This window comes from Paenibacillus sp. MT124 (assembly GCF_058792755.1).
In genome coordinates, this window is the sequence record NZ_CM179500.1 from 5,228,539 (window position 1) to 5,242,303 (window position 13,765).

Below are 13,765 nucleotides of genomic sequence, written 5' to 3' on the forward strand. Positions count from 1 at the left end.
CGGCCACCTCCTGAACGTATGGAAATGATCAAAACCTACCCATGACGCATGTGCGTCATGGGTAGGTTTTGATCGCAATCGTATCTACCAGATTTCTCCTTTACCTTACGATTTTTATCTTTCTTGTTCGCAACCAACTGTGAGAGGCCAGATGCTCCACATACTCACCAGATCTATTCAGCAAAACTGCACTGGCCGGCTTGAAGACACCTGGGCAGCAAATACCCCCTCATTGTCCGTTCCTGGCGCAACAATTGGGAGCACCTCTCCACCTTCTTCAAATACCCGCCGGAGATCCGTAAGCTGATCTACACGACGAACATGATTGAGAGCTACCATCGCCAGCTTCGTAGGGTCACCAAAGGAAAAAGCATTTTCCCAAGCGACGAAGCGCTGCTGAAAATGCTCTATTTAGCGACGATGGATGTCACTCGCAAATGGATTGGGCGTGTACAGAACCGGGGCTTTCGGATTTATCAGGTTTCCCTAACCCGTAACGTCATAATAGAAATTCCTTTTTTAATTCATTGAAATAGAAGCAAAAGCTTCTTTTAAAATCTCATACGCACGTATTTTTTTCTCAAAATTATACATATATGAACCAACGATCAGTTCATCTGCTTCATATGTTTTTTGCAGATCAAGCAACTGTGCTGTAATGGCTTTTGGATCACCGCTTAGCATTAGCCCCATTTGTGATGCATATCTTTTTTGCTCAGCTGGACTTAAATAAGCTAGACTCTCAGCAGACGGCGATAGTGGGTTATTACCCAGCGTCTTTATATATTGTTCGAACATGACAGCATATTCTTCTTCAACCTCCTTCTCCGTATCAGCCGCAATAATATTAAGACCAATCATCACGTACTGCTTTTGAAGATACGGCGATGGCTTGAAGCGCGCTCTATACAAGGCAATAGCTTCGCCCATAAGTGCAGGTGCAAAATGTCCGGCAAACGAGTATGGTAGACCTAACTCAGCAGCTAACATCGCTGAACTTATAGATGATCCTAAAATATAAATCGGTACGTTCGTGCCAGTGCCCGGAAATGCCTTTACAAAGCTTTGTTGCTCTTCAGGACCGAAATATGCAAGTAAATCTTTTACATCATTCGGAAATGAATGAACGGCGTCATTTCTTGAACGTCGAAGTGCTTGCGCTGTTAATTGATCTGTTCCAGGTGCGCGACCAAGTCCTAAATCTACTCGGTTTGGATACAGAGTGGCGAGTGTGCCAAACTGCTCAGCCACGACTAATGGTGAATGATTCGGTAGCATAATGCCACCTGCCCCTACACGAATTGTTTCACTATGTTCTAATGCATGTTTCATTAAAATGACAGTCGCAGAACTAACTGTCGTCGGCATATTATGATGTTCAGAAATCCAATAACGCCGATAACCTAATTTTTCAGTAGCTTTCAACAATTGAACCATTGATTCAATTGCTTGAATCGGTTGCTGTCCTTGATGAATTGGAACTAAATCAAGCACCGATAATTGAGGTTTTTTGAATACAGACATGCTATATTCTCCTTTTTAAAATAAACTTAATAATCGTTCAACGCCCCCCGGCAGACGCCAAGGCGCCGGCCGGAAGCATGCATTGAATGTGGCCTAAGGAGCTCAGCGAATGAATATAACCTATCCCTGATAGACGGCTTCCAGGTCGCCCCCGGACAAAACGCGCGTAAAGCCATCACGGCCAGCGTGAGAATGGTCCAGACCGCCGAGACCCACGGCTTCACCCGGGTCTGGTACGACGAGCATCACAACATGCCCGAGTTTGCGTCGTCTGCGACGAGCGTCATCATCGGGCACGCCGCCTCTCAAACATCAGTGATTCGGGTAGGAGCCGGAGGGTTTCATGCTTCCCAACCACGCGCCGCTGATCATCGCAGAACAATTCGGAACACTCGAAGCTATGCATCCCGGCAGGATCGATCTCGGGCTTGGTCGCGCACCGGGCACCGACATGGTAACGATACGCGCCCACTTCGACGATCGAGCTCCGAGGCCGGCAAGTGGAACACACCCGCCGGCCAGCTTTCTGCGGCAGTGAGCGCAGAGGCGATTCAGCCCCGCCAAGTATGACGGGGCTGAATCACAGGTCAGCTGGTGATGTCTCGGTAGACCTGGACGCCCCGGACCATGTCCATCGTCCCGGTCTCGGGATCGTAGATCGCCATGGACCCTGCAATCCGGTCATGGGCATGACGGGATCGATCGGCCCGGGCAAGTGCTGCTCGCAGGGTGTCAGCGTCGAGGTCCGTGCAGTAGGCCGGCGAGCCCGGCTCCATCCGCCACGACTCGGCAAGGTCGCCGGCGTCGACGGGTTCAAAGCCGGTGGCCTCGACGAGCTGCATGACGATCTTCTTCGCTGCCGGGTCATCGCCAGCTACTGGCAGTGCGATCCTGTCAGGCGCGCCGGCGGCAGTGCCCTTCAGTGCCAGGCTGCGGGAGAAGATGGTATTCCATGCCTTGACGATCGGACGTCCGATCTGCTCGCTGAGCCAGGAGCTATCGGAGGCTGTGCCCTCGATTCCCTCAATGACGCCGGCTTCGGGATAGTAGTTGGACATGTCCACGATGACGGTCGAGGCCGGTGCCTGACGCAGGGTTTCGGCCAGCGAGGGAATCGCGACGAATGGGATCGAGAGCACGACGACGTCCGCGGCGGCGATGGCATCAGCAGTGCTCATCGCTCGTGCGCCAAGCTCGCTGGCCAGGTCCGTGATGGTCTCTGGGCCCCGCGAGTTGGCCAGAATGAGGTCCTCGCCTCCACGTGCGAGAGCGCGTGCTAGCTGGCTTCCGATGTCTCCGGTTCCAATGACAGCAGTGATCATGTTTCTACTTTGAGTACTCCGGTGCGTGGTGCGCTCGGGATGTTTGTTGCTGTTCATGAAAACAACTCCTTATAAGTGTTTGATTACTCATTTATAGAACAATACAGTTCCATAAATGAATCATAGCAGGAATAATTATAGAACGCAACATTATCGAATTACCCTTAATAAAATGGTATAATTACATATGAGACAAAGAAGTCTACCTATTAGGAAGGGTGGCCAAGGTTTAATGTCAGATGAAAAACATCAGCAAACCGACGGAAAAAGAGGACGTCCTCTAGATTTGTCACGTAATAAAGTAATACTGGAAACAACGTTAGATTTATTAGCGGAATATGGATATGACGCATTAACAATAGATGCGGTTGCTATTAAAGCAAAAGTGGGGAAAGGGACCATTTATAGACGTTGGTCTTCTAAAATGGAACTTGTTATTGAAGCTTCCACTATGATGAGTCCTTTCGAGACATCGTTAGAGAAGTTGAATAAAAACCAAGATGTGCGAGGACAGTTGATTGACCTGCTTTCTCTACTATTTATGCAAGAAAATGAAAAGTATCAGAAAGCGATGAATGCGATTTGTAATGCTGTTAATAAACAATTAGAGGAAGGTATGCGTGATGCTTTTTACAGGCGTTACAGAAACGGTATCGAGTCGATTCTCAAACCCTATATAGAGAAACATCATATTACTCACGACGATTTAGAGATCATTACAGATATTGGCCCTGCCTTAGTTATGTATAGAAACAACTATAGGAATCAATCTGTTACTATTCATTATGTAGAGCGAATCGTTGATAAAATAATGATGCCAATATTGTTAAAACAAGTGTAAATGATGAACATTTCTTTTCTTCGATTTCTTAGTGACAAGCAAACAGTGCAACATCAGTAAGTATTTCAGTACAGATATTGAAAGATCTCAATCGACTTAACTCCTGAGAAAGCACTACGATTCCTGGGGCTGCTGTTGTCGATTATGTTATAGTCGTAATCTTGTTGGCTGTGATGATGAGTTTTTTAGGAAGTGGTAGCGATGTATCGCTTGGCTTATTAATCGGTAAGAAGATTATTTTCTTCGTTGTGATTGCTGTAGCTGGCTGGTTCGTTGTACCAAGATTTATGAAACTGCTTGAACGAATCAATGTGATAGAGCCTGTAATTACAATGGCTCTTGTCGTTTGCTTCGCGTTCGCTGATTTTGCCGACTTGATGGGGATGTCCGTATTACTTGCAAGTGAATATTTCACCTCTGTTGTTATCCTTGTTATTCTAAGACCTTATTTGCCCCTCAGTTGCTAAATGCATTTTTTAGCAAAACCGAAAAAAGAGGCGCACGCTGAAACCGGAGCCTCTTTTTCCTTATAAAACAGATTGTTTTCGTTAGTCTAAGATATCCCACCTTGGAGGTAACGAGGTGGCATTTCTTATTCAACGAACTTAAAATTTCCAATGTCAACTTTGAACTAATCTGCCCGTTAGCTTAATAAACTCGAGCAATTCGGTACAGTTCTTATAGAATTCTGTATATGGCTCATGTAAAATTCGTTGGCAGATTGCGATTGCGAACAGCGCCATACAGCATGGGAATAGTAATCAGAAGGCTGATGATAACCGGAACTACAGACCCCTCAAGTCCAAAGTCACCTCCAGTGAGAAGTGAAGGACCGGTCACTTTCACAATAAACAGACCGTCTGAACTGTGTCCAGAAACAGGGATCCCAAGCAAACCTTCAAGTGCATTCCAGGAAAAGTGCAGTCCCATGGCAAACCACAGGTTCCATCGCCACATAAACGCGGCTCCAAGCAGAACACCTGCTTCTAAGGTTATGGCGAACGCGCTCCATAATGTTGCTCCTGTATTCCCAAGATGGGCTATTCCAAAGAATAGAGAAGTCACAGCGAGTGCGGCCCAGTTTCCCAGCAATTTATTCATGGCTTGAAACATTAGTCCACGAAAGATAAGTTCTTCGACAATGGCTGCGCCTAAAGCTGCTTCAATAGAAGCGATTAGAACTGTAACCGTATCCACATTATTCACCCATTGAAAAGAGTAACCTCCCAATAAAACAATAATAATAGTAGATAAAGCAATAAAAACAACCCCGGTTAGTGCTCCCATAACAGCTTCAACCCCTGCGCCCTTTCTGGATAACTCAGGAATGGACCGACGGGCTAAATATTTCATGGTAAGCGTATAGACCATGATGGCCAGAAAGCCCAATATTAATGTCAACAGCAGAGAAAGCACGTCCGGTACTTGCTCTGCTAGCGGCCGGATGGACGCATCCACAACAATTATGCTGATAGCTCCCACAATCATCCAGATGATTGGAAAGCGCCAAAACAAACTCCATTTACTTAATTTCTCATCCATCTGCGAATGTTCTTTGTGTGCAGATCTTTTCTCCATGTCTTGAGTCAGCTCCTTTATAGCTTGATGATAGTTATGAGTATAGGCTGAAAAAGTCATAAAGTGATAGTGCACTTTGGTCATGATAAAGTCATATGATTAAACGCCTAAAAAGCCGGTAACTTTAAAAATTACCGGCTTTAGGATGTCGTCTTAGTAATTCATGATTCCCGACTCTCTGGCTTTACGGGCTGCCTCTTGTCTTCCCTTAACATTAAGTTTTGAGTAAATCGTTGAAATATAATTCTTAACGGTTCCTTCACTAAGAAACAAAGCCTCTGCAATTTCTTGATTACGCATGCCTGAAGCCAGCTTTTGCAATATTTCAATTTCACGGCTACTTAGCCCGTATTCATTATGTTTAATAGTGGATCCCGGATTCATACTTTTGATCATTTTACTCGCCATCTCCTGCGAAATTAACGTCCCTCCCGCATGAACCACCCGTATGCCTGCAGCTAGATCCTTGGGGTGGATGGCCTTGAGAAGATATCCTTCTGCTCCATTGCTTAATGCCGCCATGACATATTCGACTTCCTGATAGGAGGTCAGCATCATCACTTTGATGATAGGCATTCGCTCTTTGATCAGAGCTGTTGCGTCAACACCATTCATGACTGGCATATTAATATCCATCAGTACCATATCGGGCTGAAACTGATGACAGCATTGGACTGCTTCTTCCCCATTTTTAGCTAATCCAACGATTTCTATATCATCTTCCATGGACAGTACGATATGTAGGCTCTCCAGAATTAATTCCTGATCATCGGCAAGTAATACTTTAATTTTCCCCATGTAGCCCCACTCCTTTCAGGGGGATTTCACATCTGACTTCGGTGATCGTTTCATCTCCTACCTCTGATGATACAAACAGGCTGCCCCCCAGCCGCTCAACTCGATGTTTCATCGTAGTCAACCCGAAGCCATATTCCAATTTATCAATCGGTTTCCCATTATTTCGAATAAACAGGTGCAGAACGAATTCGGAAAATTGAAGCTCCATATCCAGTTGAGACGCTTTTCCATGTTTTAGTGCGTTCGTAATAGACTCCTGGATGACTCGCAGAATCGCCTGTCGTACTTCAAAATGCGTGTGTTGCTCTGTTCCTAGTACATTTAACGTCAGGAGAATTCCTGTATGTTCCCGAAAATTGGCCACATGTGCCTCAATCTGCCGTACAAGATTGGACTCCTCTTCTCCTCCAATCTCATGAACAATACTTCTCATTTCATCCAGATTTTGTTCAGCCAGTGCTCTTAAGCGAATTAACCGTTCCTTGACCTCGGCAGGCTTACGATCCATAAGAGCGATGGAAGCATCAAGACTCATAATGATTGAGATAAAGGAATGCCCCAGGGTATCATGAAGTTCCTTGGACATACGATTGCGTTCTTCAAGCAGAGTCATTTTCTCAATTTCAGCAGCGTAGTGGGTTAACAGCTTATTTTGCTGCTCTACTTCGACTACAAGTTCATTTTTTTGGTAATACGCTTTGGCCACGAAACTGGCCCATATGCCGATGAAGCAGAATAATACATTATCTGTCCCGCTACTAAAGGCTTGTTCCCAAGGTAACTTTAAATAAGACTGGAAGATAAAAGGAATGAATAGAATTGCGGGAATGACCCAGAATGTCTTCTTAATCAATAAGTACCCCATTGTTAGACTCGGCAGCAGATAGTCTGCTTTAGAAGTCAATTCCGGATGGATGACAGAGTTCACATAATAAGAACCTCCCAGTAATAGCTCTGCGATACAAAACCAGACCTTATTCATCCTTCGTTGAGGAAACCAGAATATCAGTGGAACGAAAAGCGCTGCCATTAGCCAACTGACGTTTAACCATGTTGTGTTCGACAGATCACTTTCTGTAAACAGTCGTGATGACAGCAAAATGTAATGGTACAAACGAAGAGCAAAAATACCCCAATCCATAAAAGATAATATCTTCCTCATGTCATCATCCTACACTATTTTTCATAAAAACATCAGTACCTGTGAATTTAGTGTATCACTATCTAATTTGGAACCCTTGGTGCGCAATTTTTTCCCCGAAGATAAGTGAGGATAAAACCAACGATAGACCTACTGCCATCTGCAGCACATAACCGTAAACTCCACCGTCGATCTCCTTAGTCTTAATCGTCGGAACCACAAGAATCGGAGATATCGATATGATCAATCAAAATGCGGAAATCGGTTGGACATAGCTTACACCAACTTACTAGCGTATAGGTGTAAATACCGAATGTAAGTTTTTATTGTTAAATTATTGCTTCGAACGATTAGAGCTAGTCCGAGTGCAATTTTCCATCAGCGGTCAAAAGACTAGGTCACAACGAGCGATAGAACGGATTGGAGCAACTAGAGAAGGGGCGGGACAATCAAGGTGGATATCATGATAATGTCTTTTATAGCATTACAGATAACGACTGGCCTGAGGTTAAAAGCACTCTTGAACATATGATCCATATAATATACTCGCCCAAAAACACGAAATAGATGTTTGTCCGAAGGAAGGTAAAAAAAGTACGCGATAGTTCCCCAGGCGAATGCCACTGGTAAGCTAGGAAAAATGCGCATCGCAGCATGGGCTTTTAATGAGCTATCCTGCCCGTTAGTTGAACAAAAGCAGCCGATCATATTGATCAGCTGCTTTCTCAGTTTTGTTGAGCTAACGTTTCTACGTTTGCGTAATTAGGCATCGATAAAATTCGCGACAACCCATAGTATTGGAATTAATCTCTTTTGCCTGATTTTAGACAAGAGGAACACATAGAAACCCCTTAAACCACAGTTATTGTAGATATCGTCTGAGTTGTCCTAAAAAGTTAACTATTCTTGTAAACTAATCGTTGTAAAAGTCGTTCTAACGGTCCATTTATTTTGTTTATTTCTAAGATTGTTGCCAATAAAACTGAACTGATCCAAATACCTACTGCAATCAGAGCTGCCACACCATTACTCACGCGTCCCCCTAAATCAAATGCGACTGGTGATAGATATAAAACTAGCAAAGCTTCATTCCACACAAAGAATGTCAGCGAACGCTTCCCTACAGCCATAAGAGACCGTGTGATTATTCCTACCTTAGCCATTTTGGCACCTATGATACCGAAGATCGCTGCATAAGCTGCACCTCCGGCGATTCCGGTTAGAATATGCAATCCGCTTAAAAAGCCTACTGTATGCGTTTCTGGATTCCATATGTCACCAATTAGAGATACAGGCAACGCTCCTACCAATGAGACTGCTAAGCCTATAATAGAAATATAGAGGAGTTTTTTTAAATGCTGTTCAGGTCTGGTCAATAATTGATACCTAGCCATCCACATTCCAAGCAAAACAGAAGGCAAGATAGGAAACAATACATGAATTAACAACGGATAAATAGGGAATACAATTAAATTAGAAATTGCTACATCAAGATAGGTGTCATTTGCTGAAAAACCCGGTTGAAATCCATTCCCGCCTATAGCTCCCCATAGAATAGGAATTAACAAAACATAAAACAATGTAATTAATACAAAATTACGGATTAAGGTTTTGTTCTCCCGCCTTACTAACCTACTTAAAATGAGTCCCGCTATCCCGTAGGCCATCAATATATCTTGGCCCCCAATAAAGATTGTTAGGGCCATTCCAAAACCAATTAAGTACCAAGAACGTCGTCGAATTGTCTTTACGGCATCTTCTTCCCTTTTTCCCTTTTTGATTTGACTGTTATAAATTAAAATTAGACCATACCCAAATAGTACAGCAAACATAGCTCTGGCACGGTTATCAATCGCTAGTAAACCCAGAACATTCACTACGTGATCAAACCAAGTAACAGCTTCAACCTTAAACATAATACCAGGTTTACTGTTATACAAATACAGTGGGGCATGAGCAAGAGCAATGAGCAGAAGCATAGCGCCTCGAGCAAGATCTAATGAAACAGCGCGTTTTGAGTTATTCGTTGTTTCTATTGTTGACGTGTTGGACATAATGATTTATCACCTCTAATCGCAGGATGAATTTCTACGTTTCAGTTTTCCGATTAACCTCTAAAATATCTAAAAAGAAAATAAATATAGGGATTCCCACAATTAATCCCCATACGCCGATGTAATGTTCTGAGAACAATAACACCACGAGAGTATAAAACATGGGCAGGTCCATTTTTGAGGCCATTAGTTTAGGGTTCAAAAAGTACCCTTCAACAAAATGCAATACAAAAATCATAATCAGTACATAGAAAACCATGTCTATTCCACCGATCGTGTAACCTATTATGCACAGTGGAACAAGCGATATCACAAAGCCGACAACGGGAATTAAGCTAAGCAAGAAGATCATAATGGAGAGAGCAAACAAATAAGGATAGCCCAGTAACAGCAGACCTAATACCGAAAATGTGGTGTTTAGCAAAGCGATCAGAATTTGCGCTTCAATTACTTTCCCAAAAGAAGATACAAACTTTTTCCCAAGGTTTTTGACTTCAATATAAAACCAAGCTATTTTACTGCTCTCCAACTTAGAAGTAAAAGTGACAATACGGTTTTTTTCAAGTATGAAGATAAAACTTAATATGATTGATAAAATGAAGCTTGAGCCCCAGTTACTTATCTTCAAAACGTAGTCAATGCCATTCTTAAGGTAACTTTGATAATTTAAACTATTGATGGTATCAAACAAATAGAGGGTAATTTTGTTCTGTGGTAGATCATCAGGGCTTAAGTTCGTCAAGAAAGTAGTTAATTGCATCATTTGTTCATAAATTTTAGGGAGATAATTCACGAGCGAAGCAATAATAAGAGCAATAAGTATGAGATACAGTAAAATAACTATTACTTTACTATTAACTGTCACAAACTTACTGATTCTTTTATGAAGCTGTATTTGAATGCTATTCATAATAAAAGCTATCAAGAATGTGAGAAGTACTACATTAAGCATTCCTTTAATGAAATACAGCAGTAATCCAATCAATACTAAAACTATGAATCGTCGAGTGTTTATATCCGAGAAGAATCTTTTAATAAAATCCATGTTAACCGTCCTTATACTTAGAATTGAGATTGATGCCATAGATTTGATTTTTCTTGGATGCGTCACCTTAACTCTTTCTAATTACGAACCATCTAAATAAGATTATTTAAACTTGTCCATAGTTTCGTAAAAAAGATTGTGTCTCAATCAGCTTGTCCTTGTTGATCAATTCCATAACGAATGGTGGATCTAATACATAAAGCTCGGTAGTCAGTAATGGCCGATCCTCGATTCATATTACTCCCCCAACTCCGTATCCGATTGTTACAAAGATTAGACACCATATCAAAGCACCAATGCTTGAAATAATGAAATACTTCCTGAAATTAATCCCGCTGATTCCTGAGACATAGCATGTTAAATGACGTACGCCGGGGATGTAGTATCCAAAAATAATTGTCCACTGCGCATACCTTTCGAATAACCTTTCCACTTTCTCCAATTTATTCGGTGTGAGAAACAGATATTTTCCAAACCGAAGTAAGAGCGGTTTCCCAAATCTTCGACCAATCCAATAACTCACCGTCATTCCGGTGACTGTCCCTAAAAAGCCAAACAGCACAGAAAGTGGATAGCTTAATACATGTATTGAAGAAAGATATCCTATGGTCACCATCATGATTTCGTCTGGGATCGGAAGACCGACAATCCCTATTGCCAAGAGTATATAGATAGCCCCATAACCATACTGTCCAATTACCTCTGTAACCCATTCCATAAAGTGTTCCTTCTTTCTAAATTCTCATCATTTCAACCACTTCTTCAAACTTGGAAAACGTACTCGACTAACCATAAGAACACTTAGTAAAATGATAACAATTACGGTAAAACTCATTTTTAATTGTGAGGCCAAAAGACTAAATACAGCCAAGAATCCTCCAGCAATCGTAATAGGGACCCCAAGGAAGTCATTCATCTGATCTGCCTGTATATTAAAGCGCGCTAAACGAATTGCACCACATATGATAAATAAAGCTACAAGTAACACACCTATCATGTTGAGATGATAAAGTTTTTCTACGTAGATTAGTAATGCTGGAGCAACACCAAACGTCACCATGTCACACAACGAGTCAAGCTCTTGTCCAAATAAACTTTGTGCATGCAGCTTACGAGCAGCAAACCCATCCAGTAAATCAAATATCATCCCTATGATGATTAGTAGTACCGCAGCTTCACTATCCCACGACAACATCAAGATTGCGAAGATACCACAGCTCAGGTTCCCAAGTGTAAGAATTGATGGTATCCATTTGATGAGATCCTTTCTTCTTTTGTTAACAGATACCGATCGTTCTTTATACATTGTTTGCCCACCTTAAACAGCATAATTATTTTGTTTGGTTGTAATACCATGATAAATAGGGTTTTGGATTTAACACGCCTTGTAGAAACACCTGTGCCGCTTTACGATAAAGAATCTTCATTTCATTGCCATTCATACGAGAAGCCATAAGACCTAGCCCCTGTATCATGGCCTCTAAGATAGTGGCTAATGATTTACTATCGTCAACAGCTATTTCACCATCTAACATAGCGACTTCAATGATGTCACGAATAAAGGCGATATGGCCTTCGACATAGTTAGTCACACTCGCTTGGATCTTTGTATTGTTCCATTCCTTGCTTAAAAATTCATCCATCACATTGGTTAGTGGATGATACATATCATTTGCCATCGTCTGAAATAATCCATCGATTTTTTCTGAAAACGTTGAAAGAAGCGGTTCCTTCTCCAACCAAGAGCTTCTCCATTCCTTTTCCCAATCTTCGAGCAAGTAAAGGAATAAAGCCTCTTTGCTTCCAAAATGATAATAAATATTGCCTTTACTTTTCCCCGTAATGGCTACTATATCTTCAATTGAAGTTGCTGAGTAACCTTTTTCTCTGAACAATTGTCCAGCGGCTAACAGAATTCCCCTTTTTGTTTGTTCGCTCTGTATATGCTTTTTGTTCATATGAAATTTCCCCCAAATTAAATCCGTACTCCGCAAGATGATATTTTTACTCTTTTAGTAACCTAAGCCATTGGAGATGTAATTTTGAAACACTAGGGATGCTTCTTGAGAATATCCACGTAAAAATGAACGAATTTCAGCATCCCTCCCGCCACCTGTTACATTAGTCAGGCAACGGGCGATCACATCAATGCCTGTTTGCTCGGTATACACCGATACAGGGACATATCGGTAAACCAAACGATGCGGCTACGGAAGCTATAGTGATGGAATTGAGTCCTTCTCTGTCAGCCATATCAACTTGCCGCATCGACTAAATTAAGCCTAGCTTGGGGCCGCGGGAAGGCTTTTTCCGGAAGATAAGTCTTAAAGGACTTGCTTGTTAGAGAAATTCGTTTTACATTTCTGCTAACCTCCATCAAATGGATGAACTGCTGCCAACTTACGCGGATTGCTTTAATCCTTGTCGAAGTCTCAACCCAGCTAGACAAATGAGAAATGTAGCACCCGCAGCTATGTAGGGCAGCGACAATGATACATCGTATAAGATTCCAGCTGCCACTGAGCCAATAATTGTTCCGAGACTGGTGAATGTTGAATTCAATCCCGCCACATACCCTTGTCTTTCTCCTGCAGCTTTTGACAGTAGGCTGCTGGCAGCAGGTCTAATCAAATCAAAAGAAGCAAAGATAAAGATAGTAACAATGGTAATTGCCCAATAGGAATGAACGAATAATATAACGAATATCGAGGCCCCACCAATTGCAAGGCTTAGATACATGACCTTCATCTCACCCAATCTTTTTACAAGCAAATCTAACAAACCAATTTGAATAACAACACCCACAATAGCGCCGATTGTCAGAACAAATGCGATATCATTAGGGCCGAATTGATGCTTGGCATCCAAATACAGTCCAAAAACAGTTTCAAAGTTCGAAAGACCGAACCCAAGTACAAGTAGTACGACTAATGTTACAAAGTATGATGCTTTTCGACTCTGCCATATTTGGCGGATGAGCCCTTCTTTCTCCAAAGGCAACCGATTTTCAATAAGATCAGCTTTTTTCATTGATTCCGGTAAGACGATCACCGACAGGAGAGCAACAAATCCGACCAGAGCTGCAGCAACATAAAAAGGAACTCTAACGCCGTACTCTGCTAAAAAACCGCCTAAGCCCGGACCGATAATGAAACCAGTCGACATCGCTGCCGATATATATCCAATCCCTTTGGCACGTTCATTCTCCGTGGTTATATCTGCTGTAAATGCCATAACCCCTGGAAAAATGAAGGCAACTCCTACACCGCCAAGCAGTCTGGACAGAAATAGCATGTATACGGAAGAGGAAAATCCAAAAATAGCTTCCGAAACAGCCAGCAGGGCTAATCCAATTATGATTATTTTTTTTCTGCCAATGGTGTCACCAAGTCTTCCGCCCCATGGTGAAAATAATAATTGTGTGACTGCATAAGCCGCCGTCAAATACCCACACTTGCCCCC

At 42.4% G+C, this 13,765-nt stretch carries 13 protein-coding genes and 2 pseudogenes; 4 read left to right on the forward strand and 11 right to left on the reverse strand.

Translation table 11 applies throughout. The annotated features are described in order from the left end of the window. Positions 1 to 213: 213 nt before the first annotated feature. Positions 214 to 531 (forward strand): annotated as a pseudogene (locus AC3RCI_RS23650) (transposase); the annotation flags it as partial. On the opposite strand, the gene AC3RCI_RS23655 reads toward AC3RCI_RS23650, so the two are convergent. After that, positions 520 to 1,524 carry an LLM class flavin-dependent oxidoreductase gene (locus tag AC3RCI_RS23655; protein ID WP_492526677.1) on the reverse strand — a complete coding sequence of 335 codons (1,005 nt, stop codon included), beginning with the start codon at positions 1,522 to 1,524 and terminating at the stop codon, positions 520 to 522. The pseudogene AC3RCI_RS23650 and the gene AC3RCI_RS23655 sit on opposite strands and share 12 nt — an antisense overlap. Before the next feature lie 126 nt (positions 1,525 to 1,650). Here AC3RCI_RS23655 and AC3RCI_RS23660 point away from each other — a divergent pair. Further along, positions 1,651 to 1,993, forward strand: a pseudogene (locus AC3RCI_RS23660) (MsnO8 family LLM class oxidoreductase); the annotation flags it as partial. Positions 1,994 to 2,111: 118 nt separating this feature from the next. Here the strand turns inward: AC3RCI_RS23660 and AC3RCI_RS23665 are convergent. After that, positions 2,112 to 2,903, reverse strand: coding sequence for an NAD(P)-binding domain-containing protein (locus AC3RCI_RS23665; protein ID WP_154896349.1), 792 nt, complete (start codon positions 2,901 to 2,903; stop codon positions 2,112 to 2,114). 175 nt (positions 2,904 to 3,078) lie between these two features. Between AC3RCI_RS23665 and AC3RCI_RS23670 the strand changes: the two genes are divergently transcribed. Both AC3RCI_RS23670 and AC3RCI_RS23675 read left to right on the forward strand, forming a co-directional pair. Next, complete coding sequence (locus tag AC3RCI_RS23670) at positions 3,079 to 3,687, forward strand: TetR/AcrR family transcriptional regulator (protein WP_336782889.1); 609 nt, start codon at positions 3,079 to 3,081, stop codon at positions 3,685 to 3,687. Positions 3,688 to 3,851: 164 nt separating this feature from the next. Next, entirely contained in the window at positions 3,852 to 4,154 is a 303-nt protein-coding gene (locus tag AC3RCI_RS23675) for a cation:proton antiporter (protein WP_336782891.1), read from the forward strand. A gap of 232 nt (positions 4,155 to 4,386) precedes the next feature. Here the strand turns inward: AC3RCI_RS23675 and AC3RCI_RS23680 are convergent, their stop codons facing one another. The 9 genes from AC3RCI_RS23680 to AC3RCI_RS23720 all read right to left on the reverse strand — a co-directional run bounded on the left by AC3RCI_RS23680 (position 4,387) and on the right by AC3RCI_RS23720 (position 13,747). Then, entirely contained in the window at positions 4,387 to 5,265 is an 879-nt protein-coding gene (locus AC3RCI_RS23680) for a CPBP family intramembrane glutamic endopeptidase (RefSeq protein WP_336782893.1), read from the reverse strand. Between the two features lie 153 nt (positions 5,266 to 5,418). After that, positions 5,419 to 6,063 (reverse strand): response regulator, encoded by a 645-nt coding sequence (locus AC3RCI_RS23685; RefSeq protein WP_492526678.1) that lies wholly within the window; start codon positions 6,061 to 6,063, stop codon positions 5,419 to 5,421. Next, complete coding sequence (locus tag AC3RCI_RS23690; RefSeq protein ID WP_261780115.1) at positions 6,050 to 6,991, reverse strand: sensor histidine kinase; 942 nt, start codon at positions 6,989 to 6,991, stop codon at positions 6,050 to 6,052. The genes AC3RCI_RS23685 and AC3RCI_RS23690 overlap by 14 nt, the downstream gene beginning before the upstream one ends. A 1,109-nt stretch (positions 6,992 to 8,100) precedes the next feature. Then, on the reverse strand, positions 8,101 to 9,258 hold the full coding sequence (locus AC3RCI_RS23695) for a DUF418 domain-containing protein (RefSeq protein WP_336782898.1): 1,158 nt from the start codon (positions 9,256 to 9,258) through the stop codon (positions 8,101 to 8,103). A 34-nt stretch (positions 9,259 to 9,292) separates the two neighbouring features. Further along, positions 9,293 to 10,303, reverse strand: coding sequence for an AI-2E family transporter (locus tag AC3RCI_RS23700; protein ID WP_336782900.1), 1,011 nt, complete (start codon positions 10,301 to 10,303; stop codon positions 9,293 to 9,295). A gap of 232 nt (positions 10,304 to 10,535) precedes the next feature. Beyond that, complete coding sequence (locus tag AC3RCI_RS23705; protein WP_095360884.1) at positions 10,536 to 11,021, reverse strand: DedA family protein; 486 nt, start codon at positions 11,019 to 11,021, stop codon at positions 10,536 to 10,538. 27 nt (positions 11,022 to 11,048) lie between these two features. Next, positions 11,049 to 11,609 carry a CDP-diacylglycerol--serine O-phosphatidyltransferase gene (pssA, locus tag AC3RCI_RS23710; protein WP_336782902.1) on the reverse strand — a complete coding sequence of 187 codons (561 nt, stop codon included), beginning with the start codon at positions 11,607 to 11,609 and terminating at the stop codon, positions 11,049 to 11,051. Between the two features lie 25 nt (positions 11,610 to 11,634). Next, entirely contained in the window at positions 11,635 to 12,261 is a 627-nt protein-coding gene (locus tag AC3RCI_RS23715) for a TetR/AcrR family transcriptional regulator (RefSeq protein ID WP_336782904.1), read from the reverse strand. A 442-nt stretch (positions 12,262 to 12,703) separates the two neighbouring features. After that, on the reverse strand, positions 12,704 to 13,747 hold the full coding sequence (locus tag AC3RCI_RS23720) for an MFS transporter (RefSeq protein WP_492526680.1): 1,044 nt from the start codon (positions 13,745 to 13,747) through the stop codon (positions 12,704 to 12,706). Positions 13,748 to 13,765: the final 18 nt, after the last annotated feature.

Coding starts and splice junctions, on each gene's coding strand:
- AC3RCI_RS23655 (WP_492526677.1), bottom strand. CDS start 1,524: ATGTCTGTATTCAAAAAACCTCAATTATCGGTGCTTGATTTAGTTCCA.
- AC3RCI_RS23665 (WP_154896349.1), bottom strand. CDS start 2,903: ATGAACAGCAACAAACATCCCGAGCGCACCACGCACCGGAGTACTCAA.
- AC3RCI_RS23670 (WP_336782889.1), top strand. CDS start 3,079: ATGTCAGATGAAAAACATCAGCAAACCGACGGAAAAAGAGGACGTCCT.
- AC3RCI_RS23680 (WP_336782893.1), bottom strand. CDS start 5,265: ATGGAGAAAAGATCTGCACACAAAGAACATTCGCAGATGGATGAGAAA.
- AC3RCI_RS23685 (WP_492526678.1), bottom strand. CDS start 6,063: ATGGGGAAAATTAAAGTATTACTTGCCGATGATCAGGAATTAATTCTG.
- AC3RCI_RS23695 (WP_336782898.1), bottom strand. CDS start 9,258: ATGTCCAACACGTCAACAATAGAAACAACGAATAACTCAAAACGCGCT.
- AC3RCI_RS23700 (WP_336782900.1), bottom strand. CDS start 10,303: ATGGATTTTATTAAAAGATTCTTCTCGGATATAAACACTCGACGATTC.
- AC3RCI_RS23705 (WP_095360884.1), bottom strand. CDS start 11,021: ATGGAATGGGTTACAGAGGTAATTGGACAGTATGGTTATGGGGCTATC.
- pssA (WP_336782902.1), bottom strand. CDS start 11,609: ATGTATAAAGAACGATCGGTATCTGTTAACAAAAGAAGAAAGGATCTC.
- AC3RCI_RS23715 (WP_336782904.1), bottom strand. CDS start 12,261: ATGAACAAAAAGCATATACAGAGCGAACAAACAAAAAGGGGAATTCTG.